A 14,242-nucleotide genomic window follows, 5' to 3' on the forward strand; every position below is an offset into this window, starting at 1 on the left:
CTCCCTCGTTTAAAATAAATCGATTTGACTTGGATTCAATCCTTCATAATCCAATTGAAGAATTTTTTTCAGTTGCATAGCATTATCGGCAGCATCGCCGCCGGAATTATTATTAAAAATGACACCAACTTCAGCGGATTCTTCGGCCGCTTGCCGAACTTTATTTCCTAACTCCTTCAGCTCAGTTTCATTGTAACGATACAATGTGCGCTTCTTGCGCCAATCACCAGTTCGATCATTCCAATAGGCCTGATTCCTGCCGTGAAAACGAAATAGGCTGAAATTTTTATTTGTTACCGTAGGATCTAATGGAACGGTATCTGGTAGTTGCGGTTCATCGACCATTACCAAACTAAAATCCAATGTTCTCATCAGCTGTCTGGTTTTTTCTACAAACTCTTTTGCGTACCAACTATAATCTCGCAGTTCCACCGCTACAGGGAGTTTAGGAAATAACCCTCGCAGTATTTCTAAATAAGCAACGTTTTCTTTGGTACACTTAAATTGTGCCGGAAATTGCGCTAAAAAGCAAAATAACTTTCCGCTTTCGATCATCGGCTTCATGGTTTCTAGAAAATGCTCCTGCATTTCGGACATGGAAGAATAATTATCTTGCCACTTTGCCTGTCCCGTGAATCCTGCATATAGTTTGACTACAAAGCGGAAATCTTCCGGAACTTGCGTCAACCAATTCTCAACCGAACTTTTTTTGGTGATCCCGTAATAGTTCGTATCTAACTCTACTAATGGCAGGTAACCGGCATACTCATACAAAGAAGAGGTCTTCTTACCAGTCAAACTGCTGTGTTCATTAAAAGAAGTTAATCCAATTCGAATCATAGTATCCTAGCCTCCCTTTGTTTCATAGTATACAATAAACATAGCAAAAAATTAGCAACAACGCGCTAATAACGAATGGAGTAATGAAGATGAAACGGATTTTAATTTTACATACAGGCGGAACGATCTCAATGAGTCAAGATGCCGATGGTGCTGTACGTCCAGATAAAAAAAATCCTTTACTAGCGGCTGGACAAGAATTACGCCTGCCGGCTGATATTGAATTGATCGTGGAAGATTTTTCTAACCTGCCTTCTCCCCACATCACTGTTGAAACAATGTTTGATTTAAAAGAAAGAATTAAAGCCGCAAAACAAGAAGGGCTCGACAGTGTCGTTATCACTCACGGGACTGATACTCTGGAGGAAACTGCTTATTTTCTAGAAATAACCATCGGGGATTTGATGCCGATTATTTTGACGGGTGCGATGCGTTCTATCAATGAATTAGGCAGTGATGGTCTTTATAATTTTGAATGTGCGATTCGCGTAGCTGCCTCTGACAATGCTGTCGGCAAAGGGGTGCTCGTTGTCATGAACGATGAAGTTCACAGCGCCCGTTATGTAACGAAAACACATACAACAAATGTGGCAACTTTTAGAACACCGACTTTAGGACCAATCGGCCTAGTTACTAAATCAAAAATTCTTTTTAAACAGGAATTACCTAAGACGACCCGCTATGATATCGACAGTTTCGATGCTATGATCCCGATTGTTAAAGTTTTTGCCGGGATGGAAGGAGACTTCTTTAAGATTTTGGATCAAGCAATTACAGTCGATGGTCTCGTAGTCGAAGCCTTAGGTGCTGGAAATTTACCGCCGCAAACTTTGCCGCCTTTCTATCATTTATTAGAAAAAGGGCTGCCAATCGTTCTAGTTTCACGCTGCTTCAACGGAATTGCTGAACCCGTTTATGATTATCATGGCGGCGGTGTGGAATTAGCACAGCATGGTGTGATCTTCTGCAACGGTATCAATAGTCAAAAAGCTCGCTTGAAATTATTGATCGCGTTAAATGCTCATTTATCAAAAGAAGAATTAAAACAATTTATGGAAGAGTAAATCTTAAAAAAGACCAAAAAAGAAGTTAAATCGAGTAATTCGATTTAACTTCTTTTTTGCCATAATATATTCGCTTCACAAGCAAGCTGATCTCCAAGTCGGATCTCGTGACGAGTTTTCACTTCTTCAGCTTCAATAATTTCATAAAAACTCTCAATGTCATTGCCATATAAAACTTCTTTATCAAATTTAACATTCACATATGATGGCTCATGCCGTGTCATAAAGTCATAACCCAACACATCGATTAACCAGTTAAAGTACATCGCATTATTTACATGATGGTTACTATCAAGGTCGTAATAACGCACATGATACAACTGCTTTTGATCTCCTTCGACTTTTTCGATCTTGGGCCAGCGACGAATCTTCTTGACCTGCGGCGACTCATATGGCGCCATAAGTTGTGCATCAACACTGCTCATCTTGCGATTTTCGATATCCATCAATACAAAGGACATATCGATTTTCAGCAGCTCGGTTCCATCCGCATCATAAACCCAGTAGCTTCGATAACAGAAATAGCGATTGAATTCTGTCGGCTCGGTCACGATCGTAATCTTTTCACCAACCTGCGGCAATCGTTTGATCGTTATTTCTGTTTGTGTGATTACCCAAGTAATCCCTAACGTATTAATATAATCCGTTCCCCGCTCCAGTTCATCACTTTGGTCAGATGACGCCTTGATAGCGACACTCAATAAAGCAGGAAACGTCATATTTTGATTGATGTCGCACTCATAATAGGCGACTTCATGATTAATGGTGTATCTTTTTCCCAATTACTTTCCTCCTAAAGCTAAGACACGATCTACCGCATCGCCGTAAGTCTCCCCAAAAATATTCAGGTGAACGAGCAGATAATAGAATTGGTAGATTGCCAGTCGATCTTGCCAGCCTTCTCGCATCGGCATATTTTCTTGGTAGCTGTCGATAAATTCTTGGCGAAAGCCGCCAAAAAGTTGTGACATTGCAAGATCCATTTCTCGATGTCCGTAAGAAACCGCCGGGTCCACAAAGACAGGTCGGCCCTGCATATCAAAAAAAGTATTGCCGCTCCAAAAATCACCATGCAATAAAGTTGGTTCAAAAGACATTGTACCCCATTTTTGGTAAACCCACTCTTTAAATAACTGATAATTTTTTTCTCGCCGTGCCGTCCAGTGATTTCGACCGTTAGCAATTTCGATTTGGATCTCTAAGCGATTGGTAAAGTAAAAATCCCACCAGTTATCTGAATGTGTGTTGATCTGAGGCAACAGCCCCATAAAATTATTTCTTTTATAGCCAAACTTGATTGCCTTGATTTCATGAAGCTTGCCAAGTTCACGGGCCAAATCTTTTTGATCCCCTTCTCCAGGTTCGATCCACTCCATCAAAAGATATGCCGCATCCATATAACTTCCATGTTGATAAACTTCAGGCACTCGCACTGCATTTCCTAATTCAGCTAATCCATCAACCTCCGCTTGAAAAAAATCCGCCGACATTTTGGGATGGTATTTCAAAAAATAATCTTTTTTTCCATCAGTAACCCGATAAGCCTGATTGATATCACCGCCGCTGATTGGTATTGCTTTTGTTTGCAGATTAAGATAATTCAGCAATTCATCCATTTCGCCAACTCCTTATAACAAATAGATTTTTTGCAGATCTTTGATTTCGTGGGTTGATATGCCAATCCCCTCATGAATAAACTGTTCTACTGTTCCATAATTCTCTTTGATTTGTTCATAGCTAGTTTGTAAATAGATTTCTTTTGCAGACATCATGTCTTCGATTCCATGCAATGCCTCTGCTGGTACACCCGCAAGTTCGGCCTTTTTATACATCTCTTGGACGACTTTTTTCAAATACCGGTTCGTAGCCATATAATCTTCCACGATTGTTTCACTGTCTACTCCTAAGCAATCTAATAACAGGATTGCTGCAAAGCCTGTCCGGTCCTTCCCAGCTGTACAATGAAATAGCAAGCTTTCGTCTGCTTCATGATTATCCAATACTAAATCAAAAAATTTCCGATATTGGCCGCGAACATGCTGATCGGTTACAAAGTGCTTATACACTTCAACCATTTGTTGCAGCGCATTTTCTCCATCCTGCATTCGCTGCATCATTTTTTTGGGCGAAGCCGACGCAGTTTCGGTTTCTTTAAGTGGGAAAATCGGCAAAAAGATGTTCGCCGCTTCCGGAATCTCCTGATCAGGTTGGGCGGTCCGCTCCTCAAGTGAACGGAAATCGACAACTTTTTTTATACCGTAATCACTTAAGTATTGTTTATCTTTTGTATCTAAGTGATTGATGTTTGCAGAACGGATCAATTTGCGATGAGCAACTTTTCTTCCGTCCTTTGTTTCATAGCCACCCAATTCTCGTATATTTTCAGCATGTCGAACAGCTAAGTGTTTAGACATCCAACCAACCTCCTTTTTGCTAAAAGTATAGCACATTGCAAAAGAAAACGCTTTTCTTGATAGAAACAAACTTCTGTCAAAAAAGGCTTCCTCCGCAGCTCGCGAAATTTCCCAATAAAATATCTTTTCTTTTTATCACCAAAAAAAAGACCTGAAACAAATAAATTTGCTTCAAGTCTTCACTTAATTAAGCTAATGCACCCATTGGGTCCCATGGTGCTAAAACGGTCGGTTCTGCTTCAAAAGCCGCTAACTGTTCGGGTGTCAAAAATTCTTTACGAACCACGATTTGGTACGTATATTCATCCATCCATTCGTCACTCATTACAAAGAAGCCTTTTTCACCGACTTTTTCGCCCCAGCTATTTTCAACTTTCCATTTTTTGGCTTGATTATCAATCAGGTCAACGCCTGTTAAAACCATAGCATGAGTCATCATGCTTTCGCCGTAGTCTAAACGCTCTGCTTTAGTCATCGTCAAATCGACATCAAACAAGTCTTCTACATCATAAGCATCTAATGCCATAATACCGCTGTCGCGAGTAGAAGATTGACCAACATCACAGCCAAACCACACAGACTCACCTTGCTCTAACTGCTTGATTGCTAGTGTTTTGAATTCATCCATTTCGAGATTCAAATACTTCACTTGCTTGCCGTCAACTACGTTACCCAGCATGTCAACAGTATATGACTTCATAAAAGGTTTATCATCAGTAGGAGCATTAATGATGCTGACATACTCATCTAGATCTATACCCACATATTTTTCATAGAAACTTTGCGGTGTTAAGCCTTGATCTAAATGATAGTTTTTTTCGTCGTCTCGATATTCAAAATCAAAAACATCTGGCGGTGTACCTAACGAAATTGCCAAAAGGTTATAGACTTCCTGCAGCATCGCTTCACGATTAGCTTGAATTTCTTCTGCAGTTGCATCCTCTGCCACCATTTGTCGTAATAATACTGCGTGTTTGCGTAATAGTTTGTTTAAATAATTATTTAAATCACGTGAATTTGAACTATTGCTGCTTTCTGGCATTACGCTTTTTGGTACAACACCATATTTTTGAAAAAGTGAGACGATCATATCCCATTGTCCGCCGTCTTGCTGTGGCGTTTGCAATAGAAAGGCTACTTCACGACTCGTCACGGACTGTTCTGCTGTATTTAAAATATTTTCATAGAAATAATTCGCTTTTTCATATTTATCCCAAAAGAAGGTATAGTTTTGTGAAAGTTCAAAATCCTTCAGCTGAAATGTCGTCAATAGTCTATGACGAAATGTATTCAGGGCTGCAAACATCCAGCAACGCCCAGATTGTTTTTGATTCGCAACTTTTCCCGTTGCAAGATCAATTGAAAAAACCGGCGTATTCTCAACATGCGCCTGCATGTTCTCTGCTGAAGCTCGGATACCATTTTTCACTACGCCTCGTTGAAGTGCAACTTGTTTTGAATTTTTTGCAAAAGCTTCACGAAAAGCTTGGGTTCGTTCATTAGTAATTTTTGACATAAAAAAACGCCTCCTTGCCCCTCATTTTACGCTTAATGAGGCAAAGAGACAATTAATTTACAAACTCGGCTGTAAAACTTGTTTCCCTTTTTCTATCCATTGACCGACTCGTTTACTGGATAAAGTGGCAGTCAACAGCATGCTGCCGATAAATAATAAGAACAGCTCTAGTGAACTGATTTCAAAATCAAGCTCCAGTGCGCGCAGTCCTTTGACTAAAAAACCATGGAGCAAATAAACCGTCAATGTATTTTTTCCCCAATTAGAGAAAAAATGACGTTCTTTTGGAACCAACAATAAAAAAGCGATGATCCCAACCAAACCTGCCGCAAAGAATACTAAACGTTGCGGTCCGCCAAGCAGCGGTTGCGTCAAATAGTCCTCGTAAGGTTTAGATCCAAAGACCCAATATTTATTGATCAAATCATTTCCTTGAATAAATAGAAACAAGCCACTAAATAAAAGAAGCGCGATCCATTTCTTAGGATAAGTTTTCAGTTTTTCGACCCAGCTTTTTGGAATCACATATCCCACCATAAAATAAGGAAAAAAAGTCAACGTCCGTTGAATAGCCAAATAACGGTCAAAAATCGGAAAATAACCGACTAACAGCGCCACGAGCACACTTGCGATCAACACTTGCTTCACAGTAAAGTATTTAGTTAAATGCAGCAAAACATTCCAACCGAATAAGCTCAATAAAAACCAAAGCGACCATTGAGGGATTCCCAGATTTAAACTAAAGGAGTCCTGCAAGCCAATCAGTGTGTAATAGCCTGAATAAAGGACTTGAAAAAATATGTAGGGCAAGACTAATTTTTTTATTAGACTCAGGATCGGTTTAGGGCCGCTTTTAGCGAAATACCCTGAAATCAGAATGAAGGCTGGCATATGAAATGTAAAAATGAAATAGTACAGATCATTATATAAAGGATGGTCATTGGCGAACGGTTGTAAAAAATGACCGAACACGACTAAGATCATCAAGAAAAGTTTTGCGTTGTCAAAATAGGCATCGCGTTTTTCCATTCCGCACCTCCTTATCTCTAGTATAACGAGGTAGGATAACAGGTTCAAAGCAATTCTACTAGTTTTAAAAAAAGGTCATGGTTTTCTCAATATTTCCCTCATATTTAATGTCCTTTTTTCATAAAAAATTCACTTTTTGGGTGTAAAAAAATAGAGACGATCCAATGATCGCCTCTAACAACTCCGGCAGTAGGACTCGAACCTACGACATCATGATTAACAGTCATGCGCTACTACCAACTGAGCTATGCCGGAAGAATACTCTAATATAATATCAATTTTTATTTCATCATGCAATCATAAATTTTCAAAAATATCATGACCGGCATGATCAATTTATTTTAAAACGAACTAGAGGAATTTTTATGCCAAGACGACTTCAACGGAAAAGAAAAAAACATAGATTAACAATCAGATTATCCCTTCTACTAATCATTATTCTAACGCTAAGCGGCCTTTATATTGGACATGCTCGCAGTCAACATATTGCAGCAGAAAAAGAAAAAATCGCGGAATCCAGTTTGCCAAAAACATCTGCTGATTCAACTACCTTACAAACAATAGAACCAAAAAACACTGTATCAGCCAGCATCGAACAGGCATTAGTAGCGAGAAATTTCAGCGGAACTGCCCTAGTCTTTCGACAGGGTCAAATAATTTTGAACAAAGCCTATGGGTGGAAGGATCAAGCAAAAAGAATCCATAATACAATCGATACACAATACTGTATCGGCTCTGTCCAAAAAGGACAAACGGCTTACCTGATCATGCAAGCAGTCAAATCAGGAAAATTGTCCCTAGATCAAAAACTCAGCACCTTCTTTCCGCAAGTACCCAACAGTAAAAATATTTCTATTAAAGATATGTTGAATATGAGTTCGGGCTTGCGAATCGATGAAAAGAAGATCAGCGCCTTAAATACGACTGATTCAAATGAAATACTTGCTGAAACGCTTCGCCAAACCACCGCAGCACAAAATGCTGGATATTCTTACCAGCCGGTTAATTATGTTCTATTGGCGGGCATTTTAGAAAAGCTTTACCAAACCGATTACAATTCTTTGTTTGATAAAGAATTGAAGGAACCGATGAAACTAAACGAAACCAGTTTTTATTCAGAAACAAATAAAGAACAGGCGCTCTCCTACTCTCAAGGCGCTGCTGGCCCAGAATATGCTCCAACAACTGCTTCTTCATATGCTGATGAACTAGGTACAGGAAATGTTTTTATGTCCGCAAAGGATTTATATACCTATTTCCAGACGCTCTTTAATGAAGACTTTTTGACAAACCAAGAACGGACGGAACTCTGGCAATCTTATCCAGGCGAAAAATATGCCAGCGGAATCTATAATATGACGAATAGTTACCATACCCGCGGTGTAAAAGCCCGCTTTGAAAGTGTTGTTGATTTTTCTAAGGATGGACAAAGCGGTATCATCTTACTCTCAAATGTTTGGAATCAGCCAAAAGGCTACAATGACCTTGCTAGCCAACTATATAAGAAAGTCGCCGCTAAATCATAGCAGCGACTTTCTTATAAATAAATATCTCAAGTCTTTTTCCATCAGAATTTTTCTATCCAAGCAGTTGACAAACAGCCTTTACTTCGCTATTCTATATCTTGTGTTAAATAACTATGCCGCCTTAGCTCAGCTGGTAGAGCACCACCATGGTAAGGTGGGGGTCGTCGGTTCAAGTCCGACAGGTGGCTTCTTCGGAACGTTGATATATCAACGTTCTTTTTTTGCTTTCAAGACTAATGAGCTGATTCAACCTCTTCGCAGTGACGAAACAGTGACGACTTTTCATAAATTAACTAGCATCAAAAAAATTAGAAAAACGTTCTGCCGAATCTCGATGTATTTAAATGAATGATTTTTAGAACTATTCTTTCATATTTAGAGAGTAGTTTTTTGTTTTCAAAGAGCGCAAGTGATTAGCCCGCCTCGTATTATCGGTTATGAAATTCTATCAGTGTCAATATCTTTAATTTTCGTTATCCTAGTTAGGAGTAGCGTATCAGTTGCTGAGTGTTGCACTTTATTCTGATATTCAGGATTCTTCAGTCTTCATAAATGGATTTAAACTTCTTATGATAATAGTTCAAATCCACTCTTTATCCATTGATCTCTTTCCATACGCGCTCAATCGCTTCGTATGTTTTGTTGAACTCAGTAGAATGTTTTATCACCAATTGCCTTGTTAACTCTCCATTTCCGTCTCCCAATGATTCATACTCAGAGCTATTCAAATCATTTCTCTTCATTCGAATCATCCCAAAGTCCTCTTTATCCTTTGCTCCTTTAAGCGCAGGATCACTTGTATTAACCGATACAAAAACTTTGTCTCCGTCAATACTGATCCAAAAAAGACCACATTTATAATTAGCCACCGAAATATTACCATTTGGTAAAAACATTGGATACTTGAGATCGTGAGCTTGGAAGGTGTAGCCGTTTTTTTCTAAATAGTTATTACTATCTGTCTGTGTCCAATCTTTCAATTTTGCATTGCGGGGATAAACCATCGTAAACCAGTAAAGATTGTATACCAAGAATAATCCAAGCAAACAAGTACCAATGATCTTAAGTCCTTTATATCGCTTCAATTTTTTCCGTTCTGTAACGATTGTTTCCATAATTATAGGGTCCTCCTTCAGTAGCTGATCCAAAGAAAGCTCATAAAGTTCGCTAAGATAAATCAATTTCTCAATATCTGGAAACGTTCGTCCAGTTTCCCAACTGGAAATCGTCCCACGAGAAACATGTAATTTTTCAGCCACCGCTTCTTGAGTCAGCTGATGTTGTATTCGATGCTTTTTTAATTTTGAACCGATGTCCATAATGTCCTCCTTTAATCTAAGCCTAATAAAAAAGGCGAAAAAAGCCTAGCTACATATTGTAGCATCCCGCCAAATCAACAAATTTACACACTTTTAGACCCTATAAAAATGCAGCATACATGGATTCTTGAAAGCAGGAAGTAAAAATAAACACTTAAAATTTAGCTCTTTTCCCTCTAGTTTAACAATAAAGAAAATCGTATTGTAGTAAGTTCATCCTCTATTTCAACTTTCTCCAAGCCAGACTAAACCGTTTTTGAGTACATAAAATGTAGAATATCCTTCGCAAAAATATTATCTCCTTGATATTTTCCCCAGCGATTCTTTAATTCTGAACTATTAGCAATAGAATCTATAGATCTATCATAAGTGGGGGGCATCATCTATTTCCCTTCATCAATATAATAGAGCTTCCATGTAATTAGCCAGTCTCGAATTTACATTCAACAATCAACTAAACGTGGAACGGTTGCAGCAGCGATCCCTTCAGCCCTTGCTTCTTGCCGTCTCTTTTTTCAAGCAGCTGAAATAGCTTGTCTTTTAGGATAATCCTCCCATTTTACAAATAAACTCTCTTAATTATACTATGAGTCTTGTTTTAAAGTTTCCTCTTCCATGCCCAAAACACAAATACTGATTTCTTCAGAGGTAACATCAAAGAATGACCTCTTAAATAATCAATCATCACTCGCATCTTGTTTCACACACAGTCGAAAATAGGTATCCAACTTTTCTTTTACATTATTCGATTTGTAGCGGTATTCTCGTAATTCTATTGGTTCCAATCTCGCTTATATTTGAAATAGCAATTTTGGATTTTATGAAAAAAAACAGTAGGATAAATCGTTGGTATAAATGACTTCTTAACTTTGTGTCCCTTCAGATTTATTTGTCATTGCAATATAAAATGAAACGAACGATAACCCTAAAAGAATCCCGCCCAAAATATCCGTAATCCAGTGAACGCCTGATAAAATTCTGCCGATCACAATAATGCTCATCACGAGTAAGCAAAGAAAAGACATGATTTTTTTGATTCCCTTTTTTTTCTTAAATAGATAAAAAGCGGAAAGCAAAACGGCAACTGCAAGAAATGTATGACTCGAAGGATACGAAGCTTCTAAATGTCCATCTACCAAAATCGGCCGATAATTGATGATCACTTTTTCAAAAAGAACATAAACAACCACTATCCCAAAATAAAGAAAGCCCAGATTGAGGATCTCTTTATCCACCAGCGAAAGTTTCTTGCGAGCACATAGCTGATATAATCCGCAAGCTGCGAAATATCCCATGATCAATAATGGAAAAACTCCTATGATCTCCGTTACTTGATACCAAAAATGACTGGTTCCGATTTTATCAAAAAAATACTCATTGATTGTTGCATAGCCCACCTCAGAATGTTGCGGTCCTACTTTTTGTACATCGATTACTTTCAAACTGATCGTATATAAAATAAAAAGTAAAAATAATCCCAATCCTGTTTTTAATTGCTTTTGTTTCGTATTCATAGACTTTTTCTCCTAATCTTTTTTATTTGGAAGCTGCCCAAACAAAAAGTATCAAAATTGTCTATGTAAAAAAAGAATCGCATCGTCACTGACCTGTGACGATGCGTATCAATGCCTTTCTAATAGGAATAATCCTTTGATTGCCAGAATAATTAAGAGATACGTCGAAGGATATGGGTGTCTGGTCATGATGAAAAGCAGTACGCCCAACAATGTCAAAATCAGGGAAATTCTTATCACTGCTATCTGTTCTTTATGTGCAAAAATAATTTCAAAAATGCCATACAGTACAATTAAAATAACGAACACCAAGGAAACAGATTTCAAAGCAGCCGTTTCAGAAGACAGTTGCCACATCGAAACAAAGGCAATATCCTTTCCTTGAGTTTGACCGAAAATAGGTAAAAAGAGTAATAAACCTGCCATACAATCCAAAATTCCTAACAGTAGATGTTGAAATTTTTGCTGCTGCTTTTTCTTATCGTTTTCCGCGATGGAGATCAGTTCGCTATTAGAAAGTAGCTCATCGATCGATACATCGAAAACTTGAGAAACGGCTTTTAAAGACTCGATGCTGGGAAAGCCCCTTCCTGATTCCCATTTGGAGATGGCGGTTCTTGAGATGAACAGCTTTTCAGCTAACTCTTCTTGGGTCCATTCTTTATTGTGACGCAATTGCTTCAGTTTTTCGTTAAAATCCACTTCCGTTCTCCCCATCTAATATTTTTTGCTTTATACAAATCATACCATATTAAAAAGCAGCTTTTATAATCAGAAAAAGCCCGAGAGAATTTCTCCCCGGCTCATTCAAAAGCATCAATTTCTTGGTTTATTCATCTTCGTCATCATCACTATTGATTCGTTCGTTGACATGGCAAATATTCGCTGCAGCAGATTCTACTAAATTCATCTCAGTACCAATCAATTCGCTGTTGATGAAATCAATCACCATCGGCATATTCATCCCGGCATACAAATCAATGGACTGGCCTTCCAAAATCATTCGCGAAACAACATTACATGGCGTTCCGCCCATTAAATCTGCTAGCACGACGAACTCATCCAACTCAGCAATCGCGGCTTCGAACTTTGCGCGAAAATCTTCTGCTGATTCTGACGGGAGTAAGCCGACTGTATGAATATTTTCCTGAGGTCCCATGATCATTTCCGTACTCTTTTTTAATTCTTCGCAAAAGAGTCCATGACTCACTAAAACTAAATACTTGCTCATCTGTTTTCTCCCTGTTTCTTTTGACGTAATAATTTTTTCACACTATACATGATTTCTACAATACAAGGCAGAACCGATATATTATTTTGAGATCACACCTAATGCCGACAAAGCCACACAAACGACTAAGACAATAAAGATCGCTTTAGTAGATGTCATATTCTTTTTACCCAACATCCAGTAAACACCGCCGACGATACCGGCTGGTAATAGGCGCGGCAGGATCATGTCTAAGTTGTTTTGCATATTAAGAGTCACGTCACCAATACTAGGCGCCCAAGAGAATTTTACATTGATCATGGTTGCGACTAGGGCACCTACCATGAATACCCCAAGTAAAGTTGCGGCATCAGTCAAGGCTGTCAAACGATGCTGCATCGTTGTGACTAAAGAAATCCCTTCACGATAAGCAAACTCCAATTGTTTCCAGCGGAAAATCATGACTGCGATTTGAGCGATGATCCAGATAAAGATTCCGGTTGGATTTCCATTGATCGCCATGTTCGCAGCTAAGGCACCAAAGATCGTCGGAATCAGTGCTGCGAAAATCGAATCACCAATCGCCGCGAATGGTCCCATCAAACCGGCTTTCAACCCAGAGACTGTCTGTTTGCCGCCGATTCCTTCTTTTTCTTCGATCGCTAAGTCGATCCCGGTAATAATCGTGTTAAAGAAATTGGAAGTATTGAAGAATTGGGTATGAGTTTTCATGACTTCTTTTAATTCTGGTGTATCATCGCCGTAAATTTTACGCAATTGCGGCAAAATCGTATAAAGGTAGCCTGATCCTTGCATCCGTTCATAGTTCCACCCCAACTGGAAGGTGAACAAACTTCTGCGATTGATCTGCTTAAAATCTTCCTTTGTCAACTTGTAATTAGATTTCGTCATCTTCGATCTCTCCTTCATCTGAATCATTGGAAGCATCCTCTTTTTTCGGTGCAGGTGCATTTGGTATCATCTGACCATTCTTATAGCTGATCGCTGCCAAGGCAAAACCAACCAACGCGATTGCCAACATTGGCAGAGCATTGAAGACACCGTCAAAGTTTTTCACCACACCAGCTACACCGGTTCCCAAAACTTGCATATTCGTAAAGACGGTTCCCAATAAGGCAGTCAAGGTGAAGCCAAGAATCAAATAAGGAAAATGCTTTTTGACCGGCAAGTAACGTAATAGAATTGCAAAACCGACAGCTGGTAAAACTGCTCCGGCAACCGATAGGCCATCACCTAACCATTTCAGATCACCATTTAAGACAGCCACGACTTTTTCTACTAATCCGCCACCAAAAGCTAAGGCCAGAAAGACTGGAATCATTCGAGAGAGTGACCAAGGAAGTGCACCCATTAAGAAGTTTCGTTCGATCCCTTTATAATTCATTTCATCAACCAATTTGTCGATCCGATGTGCGAAGAACGTATTCGCAAAACGAGCCAAGATATCTAATTGAATCATCAAGCTGGCAACTGGTACCGCGATCGCAGCGATCGCTTGCTCGGGATTCATTCCTAATGCTACTGAGAAAGCGGTTGCTAAAATCGTTCCAGAATTGGCATCGATTTTTGAGGCCCCGCCAAATGTACCGACCCCTAAAACGGTCAACTGCATGCTGCCGCCAATAATAAGTCCGGCTTTCAAGTCTCCCATTACTAAACCAGCAAATAAACCGGCGAAAACGGGCGCACTTAATGAAGAATAAATCTGTAGTTCATCTAAAATTTGATACCCTGCATATAATGTTAATAATAAGATCTGCCACCATAAGATATCCATTCTTTTATTCCT

At 39.0% G+C, this 14,242-nt stretch carries 14 protein-coding genes and 2 tRNA genes; 3 read left to right on the plus strand and 13 right to left on the minus strand.

Going from position 1 to position 14,242, the window contains the following annotated elements; translation table 11 throughout:
- Nucleotides 1–9 precede the first annotated feature (9 nt).
- Nucleotides 10–840 (minus strand): DUF72 domain-containing protein, encoded by an 831-nt coding sequence (locus tag FFR60_RS11865; protein WP_137664305.1) that lies wholly within the window; start codon nucleotides 838–840, stop codon nucleotides 10–12.
- A gap of 89 nt (nucleotides 841–929) precedes the next feature.
- On the opposite strand from FFR60_RS11865, the gene FFR60_RS11870 reads away from it, so the two are divergent.
- Nucleotides 930–1,904 carry an asparaginase gene (locus FFR60_RS11870; RefSeq protein ID WP_088931739.1) on the plus strand — a complete coding sequence of 325 codons (975 nt, stop codon included), beginning with the start codon at nucleotides 930–932 and terminating at the stop codon, nucleotides 1,902–1,904.
- Nucleotides 1,905–1,948: 44 nt separating this feature from the next.
- Here FFR60_RS11870 and FFR60_RS11875 read toward each other — a convergent pair whose 3' ends face one another.
- From FFR60_RS11875 to FFR60_RS11900, 6 genes are all read right to left on the minus strand, one after another.
- Nucleotides 1,949–2,686 carry an acyl-[acyl-carrier-protein] thioesterase gene (locus FFR60_RS11875; protein WP_137664306.1) on the minus strand — a complete coding sequence of 246 codons (738 nt, stop codon included), beginning with the start codon at nucleotides 2,684–2,686 and terminating at the stop codon, nucleotides 1,949–1,951.
- On the minus strand, nucleotides 2,687–3,520 hold the full coding sequence (locus tag FFR60_RS11880; RefSeq protein WP_137664307.1) for a fructosamine kinase family protein: 834 nt from the start codon (nucleotides 3,518–3,520) through the stop codon (nucleotides 2,687–2,689).
- A gap of 12 nt (nucleotides 3,521–3,532) precedes the next feature.
- Nucleotides 3,533–4,318: a tyrosine-protein phosphatase gene (locus tag FFR60_RS11885; RefSeq protein WP_137664308.1), complete on the minus strand. Its 786-nt coding sequence runs from the start codon at nucleotides 4,316–4,318 to the stop codon at nucleotides 3,533–3,535.
- A gap of 187 nt (nucleotides 4,319–4,505) precedes the next feature.
- Nucleotides 4,506–5,834, minus strand: coding sequence for a C1 family peptidase (locus tag FFR60_RS11890; RefSeq protein WP_137664309.1), 1,329 nt, complete (start codon nucleotides 5,832–5,834; stop codon nucleotides 4,506–4,508).
- A 57-nt stretch (nucleotides 5,835–5,891) separates the two neighbouring features.
- Complete coding sequence (locus FFR60_RS11895; RefSeq protein WP_137664310.1) at nucleotides 5,892–6,863, minus strand: acyltransferase family protein; 972 nt, start codon at nucleotides 6,861–6,863, stop codon at nucleotides 5,892–5,894.
- Between the two features lie 181 nt (nucleotides 6,864–7,044).
- A tRNA-Asn gene (locus FFR60_RS11900) sits at nucleotides 7,045–7,118 on the minus strand.
- Nucleotides 7,119–7,228: 110 nt separating this feature from the next.
- Between FFR60_RS11900 and FFR60_RS11905 the strand changes: the two genes are divergently transcribed.
- The gene (locus FFR60_RS11905; protein ID WP_137664311.1) at nucleotides 7,229–8,389 is read left to right on the plus strand and encodes a serine hydrolase domain-containing protein; all 1,161 of its coding nucleotides are present in this window, start codon (nucleotides 7,229–7,231) and stop codon (nucleotides 8,387–8,389) included.
- A gap of 115 nt (nucleotides 8,390–8,504) precedes the next feature.
- Nucleotides 8,505–8,577, plus strand: a tRNA-Thr gene (locus tag FFR60_RS11910).
- Between the two features lie 405 nt (nucleotides 8,578–8,982).
- Here the strand turns inward: FFR60_RS11910 and FFR60_RS11915 are convergent.
- The 6 genes from FFR60_RS11915 to FFR60_RS11940 form a co-directional block, all read right to left on the minus strand.
- Nucleotides 8,983–9,708, minus strand: coding sequence for a helix-turn-helix domain-containing protein (locus FFR60_RS11915; RefSeq protein ID WP_137664312.1), 726 nt, complete (start codon nucleotides 9,706–9,708; stop codon nucleotides 8,983–8,985).
- Between the two features lie 863 nt (nucleotides 9,709–10,571).
- Nucleotides 10,572–11,222, minus strand: coding sequence for a phosphatase PAP2 family protein (locus FFR60_RS11920; protein ID WP_137664313.1), 651 nt, complete (start codon nucleotides 11,220–11,222; stop codon nucleotides 10,572–10,574).
- Nucleotides 11,223–11,330: 108 nt separating this feature from the next.
- Nucleotides 11,331–11,924 carry a helix-turn-helix domain-containing protein gene (locus FFR60_RS11925; RefSeq protein ID WP_137664314.1) on the minus strand — a complete coding sequence of 198 codons (594 nt, stop codon included), beginning with the start codon at nucleotides 11,922–11,924 and terminating at the stop codon, nucleotides 11,331–11,333.
- 127 nt (nucleotides 11,925–12,051) lie between these two features.
- Nucleotides 12,052–12,453: a PTS sugar transporter subunit IIA gene (locus tag FFR60_RS11930; protein ID WP_137664315.1), complete on the minus strand. Its 402-nt coding sequence runs from the start codon at nucleotides 12,451–12,453 to the stop codon at nucleotides 12,052–12,054.
- A gap of 81 nt (nucleotides 12,454–12,534) precedes the next feature.
- Nucleotides 12,535–13,344: a PTS system mannose/fructose/sorbose family transporter subunit IID gene (locus tag FFR60_RS11935; protein WP_088931726.1), complete on the minus strand. Its 810-nt coding sequence runs from the start codon at nucleotides 13,342–13,344 to the stop codon at nucleotides 12,535–12,537.
- The gene (locus FFR60_RS11940) at nucleotides 13,331–14,230 is read right to left on the minus strand and encodes a PTS mannose/fructose/sorbose/N-acetylgalactosamine transporter subunit IIC (protein WP_088931725.1); all 900 of its coding nucleotides are present in this window, start codon (nucleotides 14,228–14,230) and stop codon (nucleotides 13,331–13,333) included. The genes FFR60_RS11935 and FFR60_RS11940 overlap by 14 nt, the downstream gene beginning before the upstream one ends.
- Nucleotides 14,231–14,242: the final 12 nt, after the last annotated feature.

The organism is Enterococcus hulanensis (assembly GCF_005405485.1).
Taxonomy (GTDB): Bacteria; Bacillota; Bacilli; order Lactobacillales; family Enterococcaceae; genus Enterococcus_A; species Enterococcus_A hulanensis.

What these genes read in the sequence shown, in the direction of transcription:
- FFR60_RS11865 (WP_137664305.1), bottom strand. Translation starts at nt 840, where the DNA reads ATGATTCGAATTGGATTAACTTCTTTTAATGAACACAGCAGTTTGACT.
- FFR60_RS11870 (WP_088931739.1), top strand. Translation starts at nt 930, where the DNA reads ATGAAACGGATTTTAATTTTACATACAGGCGGAACGATCTCAATGAGT.
- FFR60_RS11880 (WP_137664307.1), bottom strand. Translation starts at nt 3,520, where the DNA reads ATGGATGAATTGCTGAATTATCTTAATCTGCAAACAAAAGCAATACCA.
- FFR60_RS11885 (WP_137664308.1), bottom strand. Translation starts at nt 4,318, where the DNA reads ATGTCTAAACACTTAGCTGTTCGACATGCTGAAAATATACGAGAATTG.
- FFR60_RS11890 (WP_137664309.1), bottom strand. Translation starts at nt 5,834, where the DNA reads ATGTCAAAAATTACTAATGAACGAACCCAAGCTTTTCGTGAAGCTTTT.
- FFR60_RS11895 (WP_137664310.1), bottom strand. Translation starts at nt 6,863, where the DNA reads ATGGAAAAACGCGATGCCTATTTTGACAACGCAAAACTTTTCTTGATG.
- FFR60_RS11905 (WP_137664311.1), top strand. Translation starts at nt 7,229, where the DNA reads ATGCCAAGACGACTTCAACGGAAAAGAAAAAAACATAGATTAACAATC.
- FFR60_RS11915 (WP_137664312.1), bottom strand. Translation starts at nt 9,708, where the DNA reads ATGGACATCGGTTCAAAATTAAAAAAGCATCGAATACAACATCAGCTG.
- FFR60_RS11920 (WP_137664313.1), bottom strand. Translation starts at nt 11,222, where the DNA reads ATGAATACGAAACAAAAGCAATTAAAAACAGGATTGGGATTATTTTTA.
- FFR60_RS11930 (WP_137664315.1), bottom strand. Translation starts at nt 12,453, where the DNA reads ATGAGCAAGTATTTAGTTTTAGTGAGTCATGGACTCTTTTGCGAAGAA.
- FFR60_RS11935 (WP_088931726.1), bottom strand. Translation starts at nt 13,344, where the DNA reads ATGACGAAATCTAATTACAAGTTGACAAAGGAAGATTTTAAGCAGATC.
- FFR60_RS11940 (WP_088931725.1), bottom strand. Translation starts at nt 14,230, where the DNA reads ATGGATATCTTATGGTGGCAGATCTTATTATTAACATTATATGCAGGG.